Annotated in this window: 26 protein-coding genes; 17 read left to right on the forward strand and 9 right to left on the reverse strand. The window is 43.6% G+C overall.

From position 1 onward, the window contains the following. Nucleotides 1-10: 10 nt before the first annotated feature. On the forward strand, nucleotides 11-928 hold the full coding sequence (locus tag D8886_RS08610; protein ID WP_125435140.1) for a TDT family transporter: 918 nt from the start codon (nucleotides 11-13) through the stop codon (nucleotides 926-928). A 120-nt stretch (nucleotides 929-1048) separates the two neighbouring features. Here D8886_RS08610 and serS read toward each other — a convergent pair whose 3' ends face one another. Next, nucleotides 1049-2326, reverse strand: coding sequence for a serine--tRNA ligase (serS, locus tag D8886_RS08620; RefSeq protein WP_125435142.1), 1278 nt, complete (start codon nucleotides 2324-2326; stop codon nucleotides 1049-1051). Between the two features lie 310 nt (nucleotides 2327-2636). Here serS and D8886_RS08625 point away from each other — a divergent pair, with 310 nt between their 5' ends. The 3 genes from D8886_RS08625 to D8886_RS08635 are packed head-to-tail and all read left to right on the forward strand — an operon-like array spanning nucleotide 2637 to nucleotide 4411. Then, nucleotides 2637-3194 carry a TetR/AcrR family transcriptional regulator gene (locus D8886_RS08625; RefSeq protein WP_002901364.1) on the forward strand — a complete coding sequence of 186 codons (558 nt, stop codon included), beginning with the start codon at nucleotides 2637-2639 and terminating at the stop codon, nucleotides 3192-3194. After that, the gene (locus D8886_RS08630) at nucleotides 3187-3765 is read left to right on the forward strand and encodes an NAD(P)H-dependent oxidoreductase (RefSeq protein ID WP_002901362.1); all 579 of its coding nucleotides are present in this window, start codon (nucleotides 3187-3189) and stop codon (nucleotides 3763-3765) included. The genes D8886_RS08625 and D8886_RS08630 overlap by 8 nt, the downstream gene beginning before the upstream one ends. 13 nt (nucleotides 3766-3778) lie before the next feature. Continuing rightward, nucleotides 3779-4411, forward strand: coding sequence for a GNAT family N-acetyltransferase (locus D8886_RS08635; RefSeq protein ID WP_002901360.1), 633 nt, complete (start codon nucleotides 3779-3781; stop codon nucleotides 4409-4411). Nucleotides 4412-4598: 187 nt separating this feature from the next. Here D8886_RS08635 and D8886_RS08645 read toward each other — a convergent pair whose 3' ends face one another. The 6 genes from D8886_RS08645 to D8886_RS08670 form a co-directional block, all read right to left on the reverse strand. Next, nucleotides 4599-4961: a DUF956 family protein gene (locus tag D8886_RS08645; protein WP_002901358.1), complete on the reverse strand. Its 363-nt coding sequence runs from the start codon at nucleotides 4959-4961 to the stop codon at nucleotides 4599-4601. Between the two features lie 70 nt (nucleotides 4962-5031). Then, entirely contained in the window at nucleotides 5032-5973 is a 942-nt protein-coding gene (locus D8886_RS08650) for a PTS system mannose/fructose/sorbose family transporter subunit IID (protein WP_002893579.1), read from the reverse strand. 18 nt (nucleotides 5974-5991) lie between these two features. Further along, entirely contained in the window at nucleotides 5992-6798 is an 807-nt protein-coding gene (locus tag D8886_RS08655; protein ID WP_002893578.1) for a PTS mannose/fructose/sorbose transporter subunit IIC, read from the reverse strand. Nucleotides 6799-6842: 44 nt separating this feature from the next. Beyond that, on the reverse strand, nucleotides 6843-7838 hold the full coding sequence (locus D8886_RS08660) for a PTS sugar transporter subunit IIB (protein WP_185761284.1): 996 nt from the start codon (nucleotides 7836-7838) through the stop codon (nucleotides 6843-6845). Nucleotides 7839-8299: 461 nt separating this feature from the next. Then, nucleotides 8300-9319: an alcohol dehydrogenase AdhP gene (gene adhP / locus D8886_RS08665; RefSeq protein WP_125435147.1), complete on the reverse strand. Its 1020-nt coding sequence runs from the start codon at nucleotides 9317-9319 to the stop codon at nucleotides 8300-8302. A gap of 217 nt (nucleotides 9320-9536) precedes the next feature. Continuing rightward, the gene (locus D8886_RS08670; protein WP_002908111.1) at nucleotides 9537-10349 is read right to left on the reverse strand and encodes a Cof-type HAD-IIB family hydrolase; all 813 of its coding nucleotides are present in this window, start codon (nucleotides 10347-10349) and stop codon (nucleotides 9537-9539) included. A 96-nt stretch (nucleotides 10350-10445) separates the two neighbouring features. On the opposite strand from D8886_RS08670, the gene D8886_RS08675 reads away from it, so the two are divergent. The 5 genes from D8886_RS08675 to lytR all read left to right on the forward strand — a co-directional run bounded on the left by D8886_RS08675 (nucleotide 10446) and on the right by lytR (nucleotide 14982). Further along, nucleotides 10446-11075, forward strand: coding sequence for a DUF1361 domain-containing protein (locus tag D8886_RS08675; protein WP_125435149.1), 630 nt, complete (start codon nucleotides 10446-10448; stop codon nucleotides 11073-11075). Nucleotides 11076-11220: 145 nt separating this feature from the next. Further along, complete coding sequence (locus tag D8886_RS08680) at nucleotides 11221-12642, forward strand: NCS2 family permease (RefSeq protein WP_002911250.1); 1422 nt, start codon at nucleotides 11221-11223, stop codon at nucleotides 12640-12642. 139 nt (nucleotides 12643-12781) lie between these two features. Beyond that, on the forward strand, nucleotides 12782-13222 hold the full coding sequence (gene tsaE, locus D8886_RS08685; RefSeq protein ID WP_002896905.1) for a tRNA (adenosine(37)-N6)-threonylcarbamoyltransferase complex ATPase subunit type 1 TsaE: 441 nt from the start codon (nucleotides 12782-12784) through the stop codon (nucleotides 13220-13222). Continuing rightward, entirely contained in the window at nucleotides 13215-13736 is a 522-nt protein-coding gene (locus D8886_RS08690) for a GNAT family N-acetyltransferase (protein ID WP_125435151.1), read from the forward strand. Before tsaE ends, D8886_RS08690 begins: the two co-directional genes overlap by 8 nt. 7 nt (nucleotides 13737-13743) lie before the next feature. Continuing rightward, nucleotides 13744-14982, forward strand: coding sequence for a glycopolymer--peptidoglycan transferase LytR (gene lytR / locus D8886_RS08695; protein WP_125435153.1), 1239 nt, complete (start codon nucleotides 13744-13746; stop codon nucleotides 14980-14982). Between the two features lie 120 nt (nucleotides 14983-15102). On the opposite strand, the gene D8886_RS08700 is transcribed toward lytR, so the two are convergent. Further along, nucleotides 15103-15390, reverse strand: a complete 288-nt coding sequence (locus D8886_RS08700; protein ID WP_125341586.1) for a hypothetical protein — start codon at nucleotides 15388-15390, stop codon at nucleotides 15103-15105. Nucleotides 15391-15399: 9 nt separating this feature from the next. After that, nucleotides 15400-15810 carry an HIT family protein gene (locus D8886_RS08705; protein ID WP_002911257.1) on the reverse strand — a complete coding sequence of 137 codons (411 nt, stop codon included), beginning with the start codon at nucleotides 15808-15810 and terminating at the stop codon, nucleotides 15400-15402. Between the two features lie 68 nt (nucleotides 15811-15878). Between D8886_RS08705 and D8886_RS08710 the strand changes: the two genes are divergently transcribed. From D8886_RS08710 to D8886_RS08745, 8 genes are all read left to right on the forward strand, one after another. Beyond that, nucleotides 15879-16610: an ABC transporter ATP-binding protein gene (locus D8886_RS08710; RefSeq protein WP_032913334.1), complete on the forward strand. Its 732-nt coding sequence runs from the start codon at nucleotides 15879-15881 to the stop codon at nucleotides 16608-16610. Continuing rightward, on the forward strand, nucleotides 16607-17653 hold the full coding sequence (locus D8886_RS08715; RefSeq protein WP_002911260.1) for an ABC transporter permease: 1047 nt from the start codon (nucleotides 16607-16609) through the stop codon (nucleotides 17651-17653). The genes D8886_RS08710 and D8886_RS08715 overlap by 4 nt, the downstream gene beginning before the upstream one ends. 50 nt (nucleotides 17654-17703) lie before the next feature. Next, nucleotides 17704-18498, forward strand: a complete 795-nt coding sequence (ccrZ, locus tag D8886_RS08720; protein WP_002911261.1) for a cell cycle regulator CcrZ — start codon at nucleotides 17704-17706, stop codon at nucleotides 18496-18498. Continuing rightward, nucleotides 18495-19133: a tRNA (guanosine(46)-N7)-methyltransferase TrmB gene (trmB, locus tag D8886_RS08725; RefSeq protein ID WP_002911262.1), complete on the forward strand. Its 639-nt coding sequence runs from the start codon at nucleotides 18495-18497 to the stop codon at nucleotides 19131-19133. The genes ccrZ and trmB overlap by 4 nt, the downstream gene beginning before the upstream one ends. Nucleotides 19134-19332: 199 nt before the next feature. Then, nucleotides 19333-19821, forward strand: coding sequence for a ribosome maturation factor RimP (rimP, locus tag D8886_RS08730; protein ID WP_032908080.1), 489 nt, complete (start codon nucleotides 19333-19335; stop codon nucleotides 19819-19821). Between the two features lie 59 nt (nucleotides 19822-19880). Next, nucleotides 19881-21137: a transcription termination factor NusA gene (gene nusA / locus D8886_RS08735; RefSeq protein ID WP_260469511.1), complete on the forward strand. Its 1257-nt coding sequence runs from the start codon at nucleotides 19881-19883 to the stop codon at nucleotides 21135-21137. 10 nt (nucleotides 21138-21147) lie between these two features. After that, nucleotides 21148-21444: an RNase P modulator RnpM gene (rnpM, locus tag D8886_RS08740; RefSeq protein ID WP_002923338.1), complete on the forward strand. Its 297-nt coding sequence runs from the start codon at nucleotides 21148-21150 to the stop codon at nucleotides 21442-21444. Beyond that, nucleotides 21437-21733: a YlxQ-related RNA-binding protein gene (locus tag D8886_RS08745; protein ID WP_002918063.1), complete on the forward strand. Its 297-nt coding sequence runs from the start codon at nucleotides 21437-21439 to the stop codon at nucleotides 21731-21733. The genes rnpM and D8886_RS08745 overlap by 8 nt, the downstream gene beginning before the upstream one ends. Nucleotides 21734-21743 lie beyond the last annotated feature (10 nt).

Genomic DNA, 21743 nt, shown 5'->3' on the forward strand with positions numbered 1-21743 from the left:
GAGTTGCTTCGTGAACAGCAAACGACCGCCCATTCTTTTATCTGGGTTGATTCTTGGCCTATTTGGCCTAGGTAATCTGTTACTGAACTACCATTCTATCTTTTTCCACTTCTTGAATGGTCTAGCTTTGATACTTTGGCTTTATCTGACACTGGCTTTAGTGCTGTCATTTTCGGACTATCGGCAAGATTTGCAAAAGGCCCCTTTCTTATCGAGCTTTGCGACTTATCCTATGGCTAGTATGCTCTTAGCTGCTTACCTAAGCAAGCTTGGCTTATTTTTGGTGAGCCAGTTTCTTTGGTATATAGCCTTGCTGCTGCATGTTTTTCTAATAGCTATCTTTACTTGGAAGTATGTGTTTAAGGCCGAGGGATTATCTTTGAGCCCGAGCTGGACGGTCCTATATGTTGGATTGGCCATGGCAAGCTTGACTCAGGGTTTGGTTCATCAGCCGCTTTTAGGCTATGTAGCTTGGTTTTTTGCTCTGCTACTGAGTTTGATTCTCTATCCCTTATTTTACAGAGCTAGGCGGTCACAAAGGCTGCCTGATACTTTAAAGCCGCAGTGGGCCATTTATTGTGCACCTTTCTCGCTCCTGCTGGGAAGTTATATCCGTCTGGCTAGTTCTGCTGCAGAAGGCTGGTTTGTTGCCTTGCTGCTCCTCTTATCGCAGGCCTTTTATCTCTTGGTCCTATGCCTTTTACCTCGCATTTTCCGACTGGGACCTCAGCTTAGCTGGTCAGCCTTGACCTTTCCTCTTGTCAATACAGCTTTTGCTCTGAAACTGGGACTTGATTATCTAGGTTGGACATGGCTTGTTTGGCTAAGTCATGCAGAAGCTCTGCTAGCTTTCGTAATCGTCCTCTATGTTTGTTTTTACTATACAGTCTCATTGCGAGCCAGAAAGATAACAAAAAATCCGAGATGATACTCTTTGAAAATCTGTTTTTGATTTTCTCTGAGTTGAACTCGGATTTTTTTAATTTTAGCAAAATAAGTCTGCATTCAGACCTAGTGATACAGGCAAAGTATCAGGATAATCTGCTTTTTATTTTGGCGCTATAACTTCTAATCCACCCATGTAAGGACGCAGAACCTCTGGGATAGTTACAGAACCATCTTCGTTTTGGTAATTCTCTAAGATAGCTGCCACCGTACGTCCGACAGCCAGTCCAGAACCGTTGAGAGTATGAAGGAGTTTGACCTTACCATCTGCTTCGTCACGGTAGCGGATTTGAGCTCGACGAGCTTGGAAATCTTCTGTGTTAGAGCAACTAGAGATTTCACGGTAGGTGTTCTGAGCCGGAATCCAAACTTCCAAGTCGTAAGTCTTAGCTGCTGAGAAGCCCATATCTCCAGTACAGAGTGCTACAACTCGGTAAGGCAGATTAAGCTTTTGCAGGATGTTTTCAGCGTTGGCAGTCATCTTTTCTAGCTCTTCATATGATTCTTCTGGTTTGGCAAATTTAACCATTTCAACCTTGTGGAATTGGTGCAGACGGATGAGACCGCGCGTGTCACGGCCAGCAGAGCCCGCTTCAGAGCGGAATGATGGGCTCATAGCTGTGAAGTAGATTGGCAATTCTTTTCCGTCCAAAATTTCATCTCGATAATAGTTGGTCAGTGGAACTTCAGCAGTCGGAATCAGAACGAAGTTGGTATCGCTTAGCTCAAAGGTATCTTCTTTGAACTTAGGATATTGCCCAGTCCCAAACATAGAATCGTGGTTGACCATGTAAGGAGTGATGACTTCGGTGTAGCCTTCTTTGCCATGCTCGTCCAGCATGAAGTTGTAGATAGCACGCTCTAATCGAGCTCCCAGCCCCTTATAGAAGAGGAAACGAGCACCAGTAACTTTTGCTCCACGCTCCCAGTCTAAGATATCCAGTTCTTCACCCAAATCCCAGTGAGCTTTAGCTTCAAAGTCAAATTGTCGCGGTGTACCCCAGCGACGAACTTCGACGTTTTCGTCTTCATCCGCTCCGACAGGAACACTTTCATGCGGGATATTAGGCAGGGTAGTAGTGAATTCAGTCAACTTAGCGTCCAGCTCAGCCAAGGTTGCGTCTAAGTTCTTGACTTCAGCAGAGAGTTTTTGCATGGCAGCAATCTTATCATCTGCATTTTCTTTGTTGCGTTTAGCTTGAGCAATTTCAGCAGAAACAGTATTGCGCTCAGCCTTGAGTTCTTCGACCTTGACTAACAAATCCCGACGTTCTTTGTCAATGCTTTTCATTTGGTTAAGGGTAGCAGCGTCAACACCTCGTGTAGCTAATTTTTCAGCGACAGAATCAAAATCTGTACGGATGCGTTTTAAATCTAACATAGGTACCTCCAAAAATAAAAAGCACTTTATGAAACTGTTGGAGCGGCATAGCCGCGGTTCCATCCAACTTCACAAAAGTGCACTTGCTTAATTATTCATTTTTAAACTAACGGTAGAATTTCCTATTTTCTCCTTATCTGCTCACAGCCACCGCAGACTTTCTGAAAAGTGCCCAATAGTACTTATCCGTTTCGACTATTATACAGGATTTTATGGAAAATGTAAATCCCAGGATAGGAAAAATCTTGACAGAAAAAGATAACTATGTTATCTTTAAATAAAGGTAACGAAGTTATCTAAAGGAGTTCTTATGGTAAAACAAACAACGCGCGACCGTATGATTGAGAAGGCAAGCCAGCTTATCAGAGAGTATGGCTATCAGAATATCCCCTTGAGGAAACTGGCATCTCTGCTGGGGGTTACGACTGGCGCTTTTTACAAGGCTTTTGAGAATAAGGAGGAACTTTACTATCAGGTCTGTCTTTTGGAAAACCAGAAGCAGCTTAAGCGTTTAGAGGAGCAGTATCTAGATGGAGTCTCTGATCCTCTGGGTTGCATTTGGCAGATAGGACTCTTTCTTTTATCGGAATATGAAACTAACAGTCAGATGATGGATTTTCTCTTTTTCAGCCCTGTAGCGACAGAGGCTTACCGGAAAGGTGAGCTTCTGGAAATCGGGAATAAGACAGTGGTTTATCTGGATCGGCTGCCTATTGAGAGTCAAAAAGAGAAAAAGATTCTTTTGCTCAAGCTGGACACCTTCATCACAGGCTATGGGCATTTTATTGCTAAAGGCTTGGAGCCTTTTGATGAGGAAGTTTATCGCTCAATGTTCAATGATTTACTAGGAGGTTACAAATATGAGTAAAAATCTCATTGTTTATGCACATCCCTATGATAAAAGCTTTAACCATGCTATTTTAGAGCAGGTTCAGGACTTGTTGGAGAAGAAAGGTCAGACCTATGAACTGGTCGATCTCTATGAGGATGGTTTTAATCCTGTCTATACCAAGGAAGAGCTAGCGCTTTTTAATAAGGGGCAGGCACTAGACCCACTAGTTTTAAAATATCAGGAAGCTCTTGCGTCCTGTGACCGCCTTATCATGATTTTTCCTATCTGGTGGGCGGATATGCCAGCTATTGTCAAGGGATTTGAAGATAAGGTCTTTTTGAAAAATAAGATTTACGAGGAGAGCAAAACTCGCCAGTTAGTTGGTCGTCTGACCAATATTAAAGAGGTATTGGCTATTACTACCTCTGCAGCACCGACCTTCTATCTTAAGTATTTCTGTGGTGACGTCGTCAAGAAAGCTATGTTGGGACATACCTTTAAGTCTATCGGTGCTAGACAGCGCCGTTGGTTGAATTTCGGGAATATTTCTCAGTCTACAGCTGAAAAACGTCAAGCTTTTTTAGAAAAACTATCAGAAAAGATTTGAAGAGGTAGTTATCATGATTCGTTTTAGAAGAGCAGATGAAAGGGATCTTGCTGCAGCAGTCTCGGTTTTAACTGCTGCTTTTGCTGAGCATGAAATCTACAGAGAAAAATTCCGTCCTCTCTTTGGCAGCAGTCAGTCTTATATTGATTTTCTAAATAGATTGCATGCAGTTATGGTTAAGGCAGCGATGCGTCATCATATTTGCCTACTTGCTGAAGTGGACGGACGTCTTATGGCAGTCGCTACTATTCATAAGATCGGTAACCATCCTGTCGGTATACTTTCCTTTTTGCGGGCAGGAGCATGGAGGATGTGGCAATATATTCCCCAGCTTTTAGCCTTTCAAAAAGTCTTTGGGGAGGGCAGTAAAGAAGCTAAGAAAAGGAGTGTTTCAACTCTTTATCTTGAACTACTGGGTGTGCTGCCTGATTATCAAGGGCAGGGAGTTGGTGGTCTTTTTATCTCAAAAGGACTTGAGTTGCTTGCCAAAGAAGAGAAATGCCAGCGGCTTACTTTGATTACTCATACAGAAAGCAACTGTCGTTTTTACAAAAAGAACGGATTTAAACAACTAGATGTCCGTGATGTTGAAGGTGTCAAGACATGGACTTTCGAGAAAAATTTAGCTGATGTTTATCCTTTTTGAAAATCTAATGATGCGGTCTTGCATTGATAATATCAGCTTACTTCATCCCATTATTTCAAGGGGGCTGAAATAGTGCATTCTCAGACTGATTCACTTTCCAATTTTTTGTGCTAGCTCCATTTTGGTGGTACAAGCTGGTTTTGTCTTAGTCGGAAATATAAAAAATAGGGCAGAAACTTTTTCAACCCTATTTTTTCTTCTTAAAGATTCCAGCAATTTTTTGTAACAGAGTCGGCAATCTAACGACCTTATCATTGCCGATATGTTCTCGCGCAATTTTGAGAATCTTACCAGAGTCTTTGGAGGCAAAGAGAAACTTTCCTTTGTCAGTCCAGATTTCAAAATGGCGGCTGACTTTTTTGCCAGAAACATTAGCACCGATAGTAGTGATGCTAGTCCAAGGCAGCTGAATATAATCTTCTACATTGGCATCAGCATAAAACTCCAGAGCTGTCTCGCCGATTAGAAATTTCCCAACCTTTCCGCCTAATCCAAGATAGGATACGCCAGTGGTATTAAACTTAACTGTTTTGTTTTGTGACTGTGCCATAGAGTAACTCCCTTTTAAATAATATAGCTATTATACCACAATAAAAAGAAGGTCGAAACCTTCTTTTTGATTACATCAAACCAGCAACGTGAGCTAGTACACCAACTACGAAGAGGGCGATGATGATCGTGATAGGGGACACTTTCTTCTTAAGCAACCACATACAAGCGAAAGTTAGAAGCAGTCCCATCAAACCAGGAATCAAGGAATCCAAGTTTTGTTGGAAAGTTGTAACTTTTTCAGGGGTTTGAGATAGTCCTTGACCTACTTGAGCAAAGGCTTCTTGGATACCCTTATAGCCACTAGATAATTTGTCCCAATGGATATATGCTTTATCATCTAGCTTAACAGATGAAACATTAAAGACAAACTTAATAGATACCCAGCGCTCAACCAGAACAGCCAAGATAAACATACCTAGGATTGAAGCACCTTTGGTAATGTCTTGGAGGATACCACCAGACATGTCCTTAGTGATTTCAGAACCAGCCTTGTAGCCCAATTCTTGTGTGTACCAGAGGAAAGCCATCCGGATAGCATTCCAAGCTAAGAAGAAGATAAGTGGACCAATGATATTTCCAGTCAAAGCAAGAGATGCACCAAGTGCTCCAAGGATAGGACGAACTGTGAACCAGAAGACAGGGTCTCCGATACCAGCCAGAGGTCCCATCATACCGATTTTAACCCCTTGGATAGCCGCATCGTCAATTGCTGCACCATTTGCTTTTTCTTCTTCAAGCGCAAGTGTAACTCCGATGATTGGAGCTGCTACATATGGGTGAGTGTTGAAGAATTCCAAGTGACGCTCAAGAGCAGCAGCTTGATCTTCTTTTTTAGTATAAAGTTTCTTAATAGCTGGAATCAGTGAATAAGCCCAGCCCAAGTTTTGCATACGTTCGTAGTTCCAAGAACCTTGCAAGAAAGTAGAACGCCACCAAACTTTTTGACGGTCAGCCTTTGAAAGAGTCAATTTTCCTGACTCATCAGGTTTTACAGTATTTAATTCTGTCATGATAGTGTGTCTCCTTTCTTAGTAGTCTTCTAGGATATCGCCGATTGGATCGTTAGATGAAGCTGTTGCTCCACCGCCACCATTTCCGCCTTTTTTAGACAGGGCAAGGTAGATGAGAGCAATAGCGACACCAATTGCACCGAGGGCAATCAGAGTGAGTTCGCTTACAGCAGCCAAAGCGAAACCAATAGCGAAGAATGGCCATACTTCACGAGTTGCCATCATGTTGATAACCATGGCATAACCAACGGCTACGACCATACCACCACCGATTTGCATACCTTCTGATAGCCAAGCTGGCATAGCTTCAAGAGCAGATTTAACAGACTCAGCTGGAATCATCAAAAGAAGTGCTGCCGGGATAGCAATACGTGCTCCTTGCATGAAAAGAGCGATAAAGTGAGCGCGTTCAACTCCTTTAATGTCTCCTTTTTTCGCAGCAGCATCTGCACCGTGAACCAAACCAACTGACAAAGTACGGACAATCATAGTCAAGAAGAGACCAGCAACAGCAAGTGGAATTGCAACACCTTGTGCTACAGCGATTCCTTTGCTTGAGAAGTCTCCACCCAGTACCATAATGATGGCAGCGGCAACAGAAGCGAGGGCGGCATCAGGTGCTACAGCAGCTCCGATATTAGCCCAGCCAAGAGCGATCAGCTGGAGAGAGCCACCCAGCATAACACCGGCAGCCAAATTACCAGTTACCAGTCCAATCAAGGTACAAGCAACCAGCGGTTGGTGGAATTGGAATTGGTCTAAGATACCTTCTAGACCAGCTAAGAAGGCAACAAAGACTACTAAAACCATAGAAATAATAGACATGTTCTAAATCCTTTCGTAAATTAATAAAAGCAAAACGTTTGATTCTACTGCACGTTGGCTTTCTTAATCAAATCAAACAAATCTTTTTTAGAGTCATTTGGTACTTTACGTACGTCGAATTCAACGCCAAGGTCACGCAGCTTTTCATAAGTAGCAACGTCTTCCTTGTCCATTGACAGTACGTTGTTGACCATCGTTTTACCAGTTGAGTGGGCCATGGAACCAACATTAAGGGTCTTGATTGGCACACCGCCTTCAACAGCACGAAGGGCGTCTTGAGGAGTTTCAAACAGAATCAAGGCATGTGTGTTGCCAAAGCGAGGGTCTTTTGAAACAGCAATCAATTTGTCAATTGGGACTACATTGGCTTTGACATTACCTGGTGCAGCTTGCTTAATCAATTCTTTACGAAGTTCATCTTGAGCTACTGAGTCAGAAGCAACAATAATACGATCTGCTTTTGAATCTGGCGTCCAAGCTGTTGCTACCTGACCGTGCAGCAAACGTGTGTCGATCCGGGCAAGGTTGATTTTGAGCTTGCCATCACCGATTACAGTCCCTTCAGGGATTGCTGCTTGGGCAACTGGAGCAGCTGCAGCAGGAGCATTTGCTTCTTCAGCAGCAGGGTTCAGCTCTTCAGGCAGAGCTTTGACTCCTTCCTTGGCTTCTTTGATGATGTTAGCAACAACAGCTTCAACGCCAGCGTTGGCATCCATCATCCTTTCTGTATAAGCTTGAATCAGCATAGGCAGGTTCAAGCCTGTAATGATAGCGAACTTGCGGTCTGGATTTTCACCCATGACACGGCTAGCTTGGTTGAATGGAGAGCCACTCCAAAGGTCAGCCAAGACCAACACTTCATCGTCCGCATCAAACGAAGCCACAGCGTCATTGAACTTTGCATAGAGATCATCTGGTCCTTCATTGGGCATGAAAGTTACAACTTGTACNTTTTCCTGCTCACCGAAAATCATAGAACCTGATTGATGAATACCAGCAGCAAATTCACCGTGGCTAGCAATAATGATTCCGATACTCATTATTGACATTCCTCCTTATAAAATGTTTGACTTAAGTTTTAAGAAAACTTTAAGGCAAGTTTATTATAAAACGTTTTCATGAAAAATGCAAGCGTTTGTTCCTAAAAACAACTTTTTCTTTCAAAAATGTCAGTATTTGCTGAAAACCTGATAAATATAGGTATAAGCAAACCATAGCTATAGAAATGTTTTAATAAATTAGGAAAACAGAAAATACAATAGGTCAATATATGAAAAAATATTGAAATAATATGAAAGAGACTTTTGAAATGAAAGAAAAGAATCTTGTTTGAGAAAGTGTTTGTTTATCAAAAAAGAAAGAGGAGGACCAAAGACAAAAAATCGCATCTTATGTCTTTAGTCTCCCTCTATAATGGCAAAAGTTTCTAAATAATATCAAGTCTGCCCATCATACGTTTCCAAGAGTTAGGTAAATGTTGGGACTGACATGCTTTAAAACATTAGTGTGTGAAGTCAAGTACCATACGTCCCTGAATGGTACCCGCTTCCATTTCGTCAAAGACATCCACTGCATCTGAAACAGGACGTTTTTGAATGACGGGAGCCACTAATCCTTCAGCACCAAACTGGAAGGCTTCTTCCAAGTCCTTGCGAGTACCAACGAGGGAACCGATGACTTGGATACCATCTAAAACGGTTTTGACAATGCTGAGGTCCATCATTTCAGATGGCAATCCAACGGCAACTACCCGACCGCCAGCACGAACAGAGTCAACAGCTTGGTTGAAGGCAACTTTAGAAACGGCTGTTACTACGGCAGAATGCGCACCGCCAGTTTTTTCTTGGATAAGAGCAGCGACATCATCAACTTCATGACCGTTGATGACGATGTCAGCACCAACTTCTTTGGCCAGAGCGAGCTTGTCATTGTTGATATCAACAGCGACTACATGGGCATTAAAGACTTTCTTGGCATATTGAACCGCTAGGTTACCCAATCCACCTGCTCCAAAGATAACTGTCCATTGGCCTGGTTGCAGCTGAGCTTCTTTGATAGCCTTGTAGGTCGTTACACCGGCACAAGTGATAGAAGAAGCTTGTGCAGGATCCAGTCCTTCAGGGACTTTGACAGCGTAGTCAGCTGTTACGATACATTGCTCTGCCATCCCACCATCAACAGAATAGCCAGCATTTTTTACTGTACGGCAAAGGGTTTCGCGGCCAGTTGTACAGTATTCACAAGCGCCGCAGCCTTCAAAGAACCATGCAACACTGACGCGGTCTCCGATTTTGAGACTTTTTACATCTGGAGCGATTTCTTTGACAATACCAATACCTTCATGTCCGAGAACGCGGCCCGGTACCTTACCAAAGTCACCATGCGCGACGTGCAAATCCGTATGGCAGACACCGCAGTATTCGATGTCAACGAGAGCTTCCCCTGTTTCAAGAGGACGAAGTTCCTTATTTTCGATGAGTTGGACATTGGTTCCCTCTGGATTTACAACAACTGCTTTCATAAGTAGTTTCCTCCTGTTATTTAGTTTTTGATTATGTTAATTATATCACAAACTCGAACAAACGGCAAACGCTTACAAAACCAAGTGTGGATTTACCATAATATCATAGCGCAGCTAATAAGCTCTGATTTTTAAAGCTTTTAAGCATGATTGAGGTCGAGAGAAGACAAAAAATAAAAGACAAACTCTCGAACAGAGTTTGCCTAATTGTCTACTTTTATAAAAAGAGTTTGTTTAGCTCGTGGGCGACGCCATCTTGGTCGTTAGTCAAAGACAACTGCTGGTCTGCGTATGGAAGAAGGTCAGTATTGGCATTTTTCATGGCATAGCCAGTGCCAGCAAAGGACAGCATCTCAGTATCATTTTGCTCATCGCCAAAGGCAATCAGATTTTTACGATCCACATTGAGAACATTAAGCAGGTACTGAAGGGCGAAGGCTTTGTTGACCCCTTTGGGAGCACACTCGAGAATGTTGAGCGGTCCGCCCCAAGAGTTGATGGCAAGTTCATGCTGGTAAAAAGCATTCATTTCCTCTGCCAGAGCATATTTGTCAGCTGCTCGTGTCTGCAGGAGAATGGCGTTAGGATTCTCCGTTACTAGATTGGCTTGAAACTGATTTTCAGGCTTAAAAGCATCGATGCCAAAGAGCTTGGGATCAGCAATTTCTTCATTAGGATTGGTGATATAAAATTTATTGCGGTATTCGCCGGCAATGAAATCCGCTTCAATCTCATCCCTGCGCTTAACCATATCCAGCAGAAAGGACTTATCCAGCGTCAGCGATTTTTCAAAGTCCCATTTCTTTTCTGGAATGTGAGTCAGAGAGCCATTGAAGTTAATCATGGGCGTATTGAGCTCTAATTCTTTATAATATTTCAAAGCCATGCGGTAGGGCCGTCCTGTTGTGATGATGACCTTGTGGCCCTTTTGGGAAATTTTTTTGATGGTTTCTTTGGTGAAGTCAGACAGATTGCTGTTAGAATCCAGCAAGGTTCCGTCCAAATCCACAGCGATTACTTTTTTTGTCATGTGAGTCTCTTTTCAGTGATAATACAGACTATTATAACAGAATTCAGTGTAAATAACACGACTTATGTTATAATGGTGCTCTAATCAGTCACAATTATGACACAGCAAGGAGGAGCTTTTCGTATGCGTAAACCGTTCATGATTCATGCTCTTTTTCTAATGATTGCCTTTTTTATCCATATCCAATCTCTAAATGGGGGTCCAACCTATCTCATCTGGAATATGACCTTGGCCTTAATCAGCTATGATGCAGCTGTCTTGACGCTTTTATTCAAGAAGCAGAAGTGGGCTTATCCTCTTCTTTTCCTGTTGTGGTTGCTTTTCTTCCCCAACACTTTCTATATGATTACTGATTTGATTCATATGACTTGGGTGGCAGATGTTCTGAGTAAGCCAAGTGTTTTTCTGCTCTTTTTAGCTTTTGTTTCCAGTATTTTATTCGGGATTTTCTGTGGTATGGAGAGCTGGTATGTCATCAAGGAGCGTTGGAAGCTNAACTGGAATTTGGATCTATTGCTGACGGCAGTTCTGTCGGCTGTGTCCAGTCTGGCTATCTACATAGGACGTTATGATCGCCTCAATAGCTGGGATTTATTACTTCATCCACAGCTGGTTATACAGAAGCTTTTGCAAACTTTGCAGCCTGATCGACTGCCTTTCATTCTTGGTTTTACTTTTTTACAGTTTATGAGTTTGGTATTTCTGATGAAAGATAATAAAAAATAAGAATAGCGAGACATTCATCTTGAAAAAGTGAATGTTTTTTATTATAATTTAAAATATCGTTCGCAAATAAACAGATTTAAATCTGTTTTTCTTTGTTTTTGAACTAGATATTAGAAATTTTACTCAAAAGGAGATTTATTGAAAAATGGATAAATTTTTCAAACTGACCGAAAAAGGGACAGATGTCCGGACAGAAGTTTTGGCTGGTCTGACGACTTTCTTTGCCATGTCCTACATTTTATTTGTCAATCCGGCTATGCTGGCTCAGACAGGTATGCCTAAGCAAGGTGTTTTCCTAGCTACGATTATCGGAGCTGTTGCCGGCACCTTGATGATGGCCTTCTTTGCCAACTTGCCTTATGCGCAGGCACCGGGTATGGGTCTGAATGCCTTTTTCACTTTTACGGTCGTCTTTGCCTTGGGCTACACATGGCAGGAAGCCTTGGCTATGGTCTTTATCTGCGGGATTATTTCGCTCATTATCACTTTGACCAAGGTGCGTAAGATGATCATTGAGTCAATTCCAGGCTCCTTGCGAGCAGCTATCTCGGCAGGAATCGGAGTCTTTCTGGCTTATGTAGGTATTAAAAATGCTGGCTTGCTCAAGTTTTCAATCGATCCGGGAAACTATACAGTAGCTGGCAAGGGAGCAGATAAAGCTGCAGCGGCTATTACGGCTAATTCAGCAGCAACTCCAGGTCTGGTAGACTTTAACAATCCAGCGGTCCTAGTAGCCCTGGTTGGTTTGGCCATCACAATCTTCTTTATCGTGAAAAATATCAAGGGTGGTGTTATCCTATCCATCCTAGTAACGACAGTGGTAGCTATTCTGGTTGGCTTGGTTGATTTGTCATCTATTGATTTTGGGCAGAATAACATTGGTACTGCTGTTAATGAACTGGGGCAGATTTTTGGGGTGGCAGTAGGTCCGAAAGGTCTGGGTGCCCTTTTAGCAGATTCAGCTCGCTGGCCCCAGACATGTATGGCTATTCTGGCTTTCTCCTTGACAGATATTTTTGATACCATTGGTACCTTGATTGGTACAGGTGAAAAGGTCGGGATTGTGGCGACTTCTGGGGAAAACCATGAATCAGAAGGTTTGGATAAGGCGCTTTACTCGGACCTCATTGGAACCTCTATTGGCGCCATTGCTGGAACTTCTAATGTGACGACTTATGTGGAGTCTGCAGCTGGTATCGGAGCTGGAGGCCGAACAGGTCTGACCGCCTTGGTCGTAGCCATCTGCTTTGCAGTATCAAGCTTCTTTAGCCCACTCTTGGCTATTGTTCCTAATGCTGCAACAGCACCGATTCTCATTATCGTGGGGATTATGATGCTGGCTAGTCTGAAAAATATCCATTGGGATGATATGGCGGAGGCCATTCCAGCTTTCTTTACTTCTATTTTTATGGGATTTGCCTATTCTATCACTCACGGGATAGCAGCTGGGTTTATCACCTACACTTTGGTCAAAATCTTCAAAGGTCAAGCCAAGGATGTACATTCTATGATTTGGATTTTGGATCTTCTCTTTATTTTAAATTTCGTAAATCTGGCTTTAAATTAGGTCTAAACATTGCTGGATTTCCTTGTGTCTAGTGAAGTTTGGATAGCTTATATTTTCAGTATAAAAAATCGGCTTTTTGCGGCTGATTTTTCTTTTGCAAAATTAAGCAGAAAAAATTTTTTTCTGGTATAATAAGAGAATGTTTAGTCATAATGAGGAAGAATTAATCCAGTGGGGTCAGCGTCTGGGCAAATTGCTTCAGGCAGGGGACGTACTGGTTTTAACGGGGGATTTGGGAGCAGGGAAGACAACCTTTACTAAGGGTCTGGCTCTAGGTTTGGGCATCAGTCAGATGATTAAAAGCCCAACCTATACCATTGTTCGGGAATACGAGGGGCGTTTGCCGCTCTATCATCTGGATGTCTACCGCATCGGAGACGATCCAGATTCCATTGATTTGGATGACTTTCTCTTCGGGGAGGGTGTGACGGTCATTGAATGGGGGGAGCTGCTGGGAGAAAATCTACCTGAAGACTATCTCAAATTAAGCCTCTTGAAAAAGGAAGACGGGCGTGAATTGGTTTTTGAAGCCCAAGGAACACGAGCCCAAGAGCTGCTTGAGGGACTGCAGAATGACTGAATATGAATTATGCTTGCGTGAAGCGGAAAAAACAGATGCTGCTGAGCTGATTGCCTTCCTCAATCAGGTCGGGTCTGAGTCAGATTATATGACGCTGGATGAAGCTGGAATTTTGATGAATCAAGAGGAGATGTCTTCATTCGTTGAGCATCAGGCTGCTTCCAGTAATCAGCTTTACTTGTTGGCTCTTTTAAATGGTGAGATTGCCGGTCTTGTCAGCATCACAGCTGATTTCCATGAGCGAATTCGCCATATTGGTCAAGTCTTTGTCGTGGTGAAGAAAGCTTTCTGGAACCAAGGACTGGGACGCATATTGCTAGAAGAGGCACTGGCTTGGGCAGAAGATTCTCAGGATATTAGACGTTTAGAATTGAGCGTTCAGGTTAGAAATGAACGAGCGGTTCACCTCTATAAAGATTTAGGATTTGAAATTGAAGGCTTACAAAAAAGAGGAGCCTATTTAAAAGAAGGGATATTTCTTGATGTTTACCTGATGGGTAAACTGATAGACTAAAAAAGATATGTTTAAAAAGATTATAATGATGTTTCTCAGCCTCCTTGTCGTAACGACAGCTGGTATTGGTACTTATGCATGGACAATCTATGGTCAGTCAACAGATGAACTGTCCAAGACTTATAAGGGCTTGGGAAATGAGACAGATGTCATTTCTGCGACTAAGCCTATGACTATCTTGCTGATGGGAGTGGATACAGGGAGTGGCTCCCGCGAGGATACTTGGGTCGGGAACAGCGATACCATGATTCTCCTGAGTGTCAATCCAAAGACTAAGAAAACGGTCATGATGAGTTTGGAACGTGATATTCTGACTCAGATTGATGAGAACGGTCAGACAGTTGAAGCAAAGCTGAATGCAGCCTATGCGACTGGCGGAGCAGAGTTAGCCATTTCGACTATTGAGGGCTTGATGAATATCCACATTGACCGCTATGTGATGATCAATATGCAGGGCTTGGTTCAGCTAGTAGACGCAGTAGGTGGTATTGAGGTCAATAATACCTTTGACTTCCCAATTTCTATTGAGGATAATGAGCCTGAGTATACTGCTAAGGTTGAGCCAGGCAAGCAAACCATCAATGGTGATCAGGCGTTGGTCTATGCTCGCATGCGCTATCAGGATCCAGAGGGTGACTATGGCCGCCAGAAGCGTCAACGTGAAGTAATTAAGAAAGTGGTTGAAAAAGTTCTCAGTCTCAACAGTGTCAGCCATTATCAGGCTATTTTAAAAGCTGTCAGCAGCAATATGCAGACCAATATCGCGCTTGATTCAAAAAGCATTCCCCAACTGCTAGGCTATCAGGATGCCTTTAAGAACATTAAGTCTGAGCAGCTGCGTGGAGAAGATGCGACCTTGCCTGATGGTGGAAGCTATCAGCTGGTGACGTCAGAGCATCTGCTGAGCATGCAGAATCTAATCCGCAAGTCTCTGGGCTTGGACACAGTTAAGAGTCTGAAGACCAATGCTGTTCTCTATGAAGATATTATGGGTGGCAACAGTCTAAGAAGCAGCAATAGCAGTAGTACAGCTAGTAGCACAGAAAGCTATAGCAATTACCAGAATTCTTATAGTCAGCCTACTTATAATAATGGTTATGAGAATTACTCTTATCCGTCGACAGATACAACAGTTGGAACTACGAATACGACTCCAGTTGCTCCAGCAGCTTCCTCCGCCCCAGCGGCAGATGTCAGTGTCAGCGCCCCACAAAGTCAGCCAGTGGTCAATGCGACTACAGAGTAAAAAGTTAAATATAAAAAGAGGCCGGGACAAAATGTCTTGGTCTCTTTTGGTTATGACGGAAAGCTCTTGACGCAGTGGCTGATTGGAATTATTGTTCCCCTATCATACACCTTTTCTCTATCAAGACTCGTACTTTTCCCAGATGTCTTTGATTTGCTGGATCTGCACCTGAGCTTGGTTTTCAAGGACTTTATATTTATAAGTAAGATCTTGAGCCATGTCTTTGACTTGCTCTTTTTGCTCTTGAATGATGGCAATATTTCGTTGAATACTGGCTAGACTGTCCTTTACTTTGTCTAGGCTATCTGTTGTTTCAATGATTTCTTCTTGGATTTTTTGACGGTTTTCAACTAGCTTGTAGCTGGCTACTGCAGCACCAATAAATAGGAAAATATTTGACAGTTTCATATTCCCTCCTTAAGCTTGCGCAATCTTCTCAGCTAATTCGGCCAGAGCTAGAAAGTCTGGTTCGTGGGCTGCGAAAGTAATCTTAAGGTCATCTGCATCACTGTAGCGCGGTGCCAAATGCACGTGGGTATGAAAGACAGTCTGTCCAGCAATTTCTTCGTTGTTGTTGATGATATTCATACCAGCTGCACCTGTGGCTTTCATCACCTTTCGAGCAATGCCAGGTACGCGAGCGAAGAGCTGACTGGTGCTGTCTGCATCCATATCCAGCACATTTCGGAAATGCTCTTTAGGGACAACCAGGGTATGACCTGGTGTTACCTGGGAAATATCCAGAAAAGCAAGGACTTTCTCGTCTTCATAGACTTTAGAAGAAGGGATTTCTCCGGCAATAATTTTACAAAAAATACAATCAGCCATAAATGGTACCTCTATTCACTAGATTTTGTTATAATATAAGAACCATTATACCAGAATTCGGAGAAAATATGTTAGAAATCAAAGAGCTTACGGGCGGCTATGTTAATATCCCGGTTTTAAAGGATGTCAGCTTTGAAGTGGGCAATGGCCAGCTGGTTGGTCTGATTGGTCTCAACGGCGCGGGTAAGTCCACGACTATCAATGAGATTATTGGTCTTCTGACGCCTTATAAGGGGCAGATTCAAATTGATGGACTGGAGCTGCGGACCAACCCCAGCGGTTACCGCAAGAAGATCGGTTTTATTCCAGAAACTCCCAGTCTCTACGAAGAATTAACCCTGCGCGAGCACATTGAGACGGTAGCTATGGCTTACGATATTGAGCAGGAAACAGCTTTTAAGCGCGTGGATAAGCTATTGGAAATGTTCCGACTTAAGGAAAAACTGGATTGGTTCCCTGTTCACTTTTCAAAAGGGATGAAGCAAAAAGTGATGATTATCTGCGCTTTTGTAGTTGATCCCAGCCTTTTTATCGTAGATGAGCCTTTTCTGGGTTTGGATCCGGTAGCTATTGCAGACCTTATCCAACTCTTAGATGAGGAAAAGAAGAAGGGCAAGTCGATACTGATGAGCACCCATGTCCTGGACTCTGCCGAGAAGATGTGTGATAGTTTTGTAATCTTGCACAAGGGCCAAGTACGGGCCAAGGGCAGCTTGACTGAGTTGCGTGCTCAATTTCAAATGCCGGATGCTAGTCTGAATGACATCTATCTAGCCCTGACAGAAGAGGCGGCGCTATGAAAGAATTATTTGCCAAACGAAAGCAGGATTTTCGTCAGCAATGTTTGAAATACCTGCGTTATGTTTTTAATGATCATTTCGTGCTCTTTCTGCTGATTTTTATGGGATTTTTAGGTGTTCAGTACAGTCAGCTTTTGCGGCATTTTCCGACCAATCACCTACCTATTATTGCTAGTCTGGTTATTCTATCGGTCTTTATCTTGCCTTTTGGACGGATTGCGACCTATCTGGAAAAGCCGGATGCACTCTTTCTCTTGGTCAGAGAAGCAGAAGTCAGGGCTTTTATCAAGGTTCAGATTCTGAGTTCCTATCTCTTGTACGCAGTCTTACAGACTGGGCTATTGCTACTGTTAGCTCCGCTTTTTCTGGCTCTGGGATTGCCTGTTTGGGGTTTCGGGTTCTACTGCCTCCTTATGCTAGCCTTGAAATGGTTTTTGTTTCAGGCTAAGGCCAAGAAGTTCTTTACTGAAAATGGCCTAGATTGGCAGGCTCTGGTGGCTTATGAAGCAGCCCGAAAACAGACGATTCTGCGCTTCTTTGCTCTCTTTACCAATGTTAAAGGCATTTCAAACAGTGTCAAGCGCCGGGCCTATCTGGATGGTTTGACCAGACTTGTGGGCAAGCAGCATAGCAAGACCTGGCAGAATCTCTTTTTGCGCTCTTACTTGCGAAATGGAGACTTCTTTGCTCTGACCTTAAGACTGCTCTTTTTGGCTCTTTTGGCCTTGGTTTTTGTCAGTCAAGCTTGGATTGCTGCAGCTTTTGCGGTCTTGTTCAATTACCTCTTGCTCTTCCAGCTGACGGCTTTGTATGAAGCTTTTGACTATCAATTTTTGACCCAGCTTTTTCCGATAGAAAGAGGGGAAAAGCTGAAGGGAGCAAGACAAATTATCGCATCTATTGGCAGCAGTGTCCTTTTGGGTGAAGTGATGACTGCTTTGCTATTTCTTCAAGACAAGACAGCAGTGCTGGCCATGCTGGGAGCGACTGCCCTACTCTATCTGTTCTATCTGCCGTTTAAGTTACGGAGATTGGTTGACTAAAAGAGGTAAAATTAGTAAAATGATAAAGAAACTTTTTACGGAGGGGAAATATGGACTTGGTTGATAACGAGCTGACCCTGACACCGATAGCTGGTAAGAGCGGAAAGGCCTATATGGGGACTTATCCGGACGGGGAGCGAGTTTTCGTCAAGATGAATACAACCCCTATCTTAGCAGGCTTAGCTCGAGAACAAATCGCACCGCAGCTTTTGTGGAGCCGCCGGATGCCGGACGGAAACGTAATGAGCGGGCAGGAATGGCTTTCAGGCACTATTCTGACCCCAAATGATATGTCCAAAAAGCAAGTAATCAATATTTTGACACGGCTGCATCGCTCGCGCCCATTGATGACTCAGCTGACCAAGTTGGGCTATACACTGGAAACGCCAACTGATTTGCTGAATGCTTGGCTCAATCAAGTGCCGCTTGCTTTGAGGAATAATCAATATCTGCAATCAGTTATCCGCGACCTGCGCCAGACAGTGCCGGCCTTTCGTGAGGATTATGCGACTATTGTTCACGGAGATGTGCGCCACAGCAACTGGGTAGAGACCGACAGCGGGCTTATTTACTTAGTGGATTGGGATTCTGTGCGCCTGACAGACAGGATGATGGATGTGGCTCATATTTTGAGCCATTATGTGCCTGATTCAGGTTGGCAAGAGTGGCTGAGCGCCTATGGCTATAAGTATAATCAGACTGTTTTCAATAAGCTATACTGGTTTGGTCAGTATTCTTATCTGATGCAGATTGCCAAATACTATGAAAACAATGATTTAGAAAATGTGAACCGGGAGATTTACGCATTACGAAACTTCCGTTCTAAATACGGAAGAGGACAATGAGAGTAAGGAATCGTAAGGGAGCGACGGAACTGCTGGAGGCGCATCCCCAGTATGTTATTTTGAATCCGGCAGACGCCAAGGGCAGATGGCAGGAGATTTTTGGCAATGATCACCCCATTCATGTAGAGGTTGGCAGCGGCAAAGGAGCTTTTGTGTCCGGTATGGCCAAGGCCAATCCGGATATCAACTACATTGGGATTGATATTCAAAAATCGGTCCTCAGCTATGCCTTGGACAAGGTGCTGGCAACGGATGTGCCCAATATCAAGCTTCTCTGGGTGGACGGTTCGGATCTGACTGATTATTTTGAAGATGGCGAGATTGACCGCCTCTATCTGAACTTCTCGGATCCTTGGCCCAAGAAACGCCATGAAAAGCGCCGTCTGACCTATCAGTCCTTTCTGGCGACCTATCAGCAGATTCTGCCAGAAAATGGAGAAATCCACTTCAAAACGGACAATCGTGGTCTTTTTGAGTATAGCCTAGTAAGCTTTTCACAGTATGGTATGAAGTTAAAGGGCGTCTGGTTAGATTTGCATGCCAGCGACTTCGAGGATAATGTCCTGACTGAGTATGAGCAGAAATTTGCTAACAAAGGACAAGTCATCTACCGGGTGGAAGCAGCGTTTGAATAAGAAAGAGTCTTCGAGGAAATACTCCTTGAAGACTTTATTATTAGGAAAGAATTTTGCTTAAAAATAAGATCGTTTTAAGTGGGATTCCGTCTTTAAAAGCTTGTACAGCATATTTCCCTTGCATTCTGGGACTTGTCGTGCTATAATACTAGTAATGAATAAGGAAAGAGAGGCGAGGAAGTATCTTCGCCTCTTATCTGTGAGGAGGTGTCGTCATATCGCAACGATTGTTGAATTGGTGAGGGAGGTTATTGAACCAGCCATTTTGGCCCCCTATGAATTAGTCGATATTGAGTACGGAAAGATGGGCGGGGACTACGTTCTCAGTGTCTTTGTAGATAAGCCTGAGGGCATTACAGTCAATGATACAGCGGATTTGACGGATATTATCAGTCCGCTCTTGGATCAAATCAAACCAGATCCCTTCCCGGAACAGTATTTTCTGGAAGTGACCAGTCCAGGCTTGGAGCGTCCGCTCAAGACCAAGGAACAGCTAGCCGATGCAGTCGGCAGTTATATCCATGTCAGTCTCTATAAGGCTGTTGACAAGCAGAAAGTCTTTGAAGGCACCTTGCTGAGTTTTGAAGAGGATGTTCTGCACATGGAATATCTGGACAAGACTCGCAGAAAAGAAGTCGAAATTCCCTACAGTCTGGTTTCCAAAGCCAGATTAGCCGTTAAGTTTTAGCCGCAGAAGCAATATAGAAAAGAAAGGAACACTTTTGTTTCGGCAAAAGTCACATGAAAATGAGTAAAGAAATGCTAGAGGCCTTCCGCATTTTGGAAGAAGACAAAGGAATCAAGAAAGAAGATATCATTGACGCAGTGACCGAGTCACTCCGCTCTGCCTATCGTCGTCGCTATGGTCAGGCAGACAGCGCAGCCATTGAGTTTGACGAAAAGTCAGGAGATTTCCGTGTCTATACTGTTCGCGAAGTCGTGGACGAGGTCTTTGACAGCCGTTTGGAAATCAGTCTTAAAGATGCCTTGGCTATCAGTTCAGCCTATGAATTGGGAGATAAGATCAAGTTTGAAGAAGCGCCAGCTGAATTTGGCCGGGTCGCTGCTCAGTCTGCCAAGCAAACCATCATGGAAAAGATGCGCAAGCAGACCCGAGCAATCACCTACAACACCTATAAAGAGCATGAAAATGAAATCATGAGCGGGACGGTGGAGCGCTTTGACAATCGCTTTATCTATGTCAATCTTGGTAGCATTGAAGCACAATTATCGAAGCAAGATCAGATTCCTGGTGAGGTCTTTGCCTCTCATGACCGCATCGAAGTCTTTGTCTACAAGGTAGAAGATAACCCTCGCGGTGTCAATGTCTTTGTCAGCCGCAGCCATCCAGAAATGATCAAGCGCTTGATGGAGCAGGAAATCCCTGAAGTCTATGACGGAACTGTGGAAATCATGAGCGTGTCACGGGAAGCAGGCGATCGGACCAAGGTAGCGGTTCGCAGCCACAACCCTAATGTGGATGCCATTGGAACAATCGTCGGACGCGGTGGAGCCAATATCAAGAAAATTACGAGCAAGTTCCATCCTGCCAAATACGATCCAAAGAGCGGCCGTATGGTGCCGACTGAAGAAAATATCGACGTCATCGAGTGGGTAGCAGATCCAGCTGAATTTATCTACAACGCTATTGCTCCTGCAGAGGTTGACCAAGTTATCTTTAACGAAGAAGATAACAAGCGGGCCTTGGTTGTCGTACCGGACAGCAAGCTTTCTCTGGCTATCGGCCGTCGCGGACAGAATGTACGCTTAGCAGCTCATTTGACAGGCTTTAGAATTGATATCAAGTCTGCCACTGAGTTTGAAGAAATGGAAGCAGCCAATGAACTGGGCGGATTTGCTCAGGAAGCAGAAGAAATTCTTGCGGATGCAGATGTTCTAGAGACAGAATTTTCAGCAACAGAAGCAACAGAATTTGACGCAGCTGCAGAGGAAACTGTACTGGAAACAGCTGGTTTAGAAAGCGAAGCTGAAGAACTAGATTAAGGGGGCTGGAATGGCAAAAACAAGAAAAATCCCTTTAAGAAAATCAGTGGTGTCCAACGAAGTGATTGACAAGCGCGATTTATTGCGGATTGTCAAGAACAAGGAAGGTCAAGTCTTTATCGATCCGACAGGCAAGGCCAACGGCCGTGGAGCCTATATCAAGCTGGATAATCAGGAAGCTCTTCAAGCCAAGAAGAAGCGGGTCTTTAACCGCAGCTTTAATATGGAAGTGGATGAGGCTTTCTATGATGAGTTAATCGCTTATGTCGATCATAAGGTCAAAAGAAGAGAGTTGGGTCTTGAATAAAGAGAAACTTGCAAATATGCTGGGACTGGCTCAGCGGGCTGGCCGCATCATTTCTGGTGAAGAGCTGACCGTCAAAGCTATACAGGAGGGAAAAGCAGATCTGGTCTTTTTAGCTCAGGATGCAGCTCCTAATCTCAGCAAGAAAATCACTGATAAAAGTCGTTACTACCAAGTAGAAGTATCAACCGTGTTTTCAACACTGGAATTAAGCTCTGCCATTGGCAAGGCCAGAAAAGTGCTCGCCGTGACAGATGCTGGTTTTACAAAGAAAATGAGGTCTCTTATGTAATAGAAGAGGA

It is taken from the genome of Streptococcus sanguinis (genome assembly GCF_003943655.1).
In the GTDB taxonomy this organism is placed as follows: Bacteria; Bacillota; Bacilli; order Lactobacillales; family Streptococcaceae; genus Streptococcus; species Streptococcus sanguinis_F.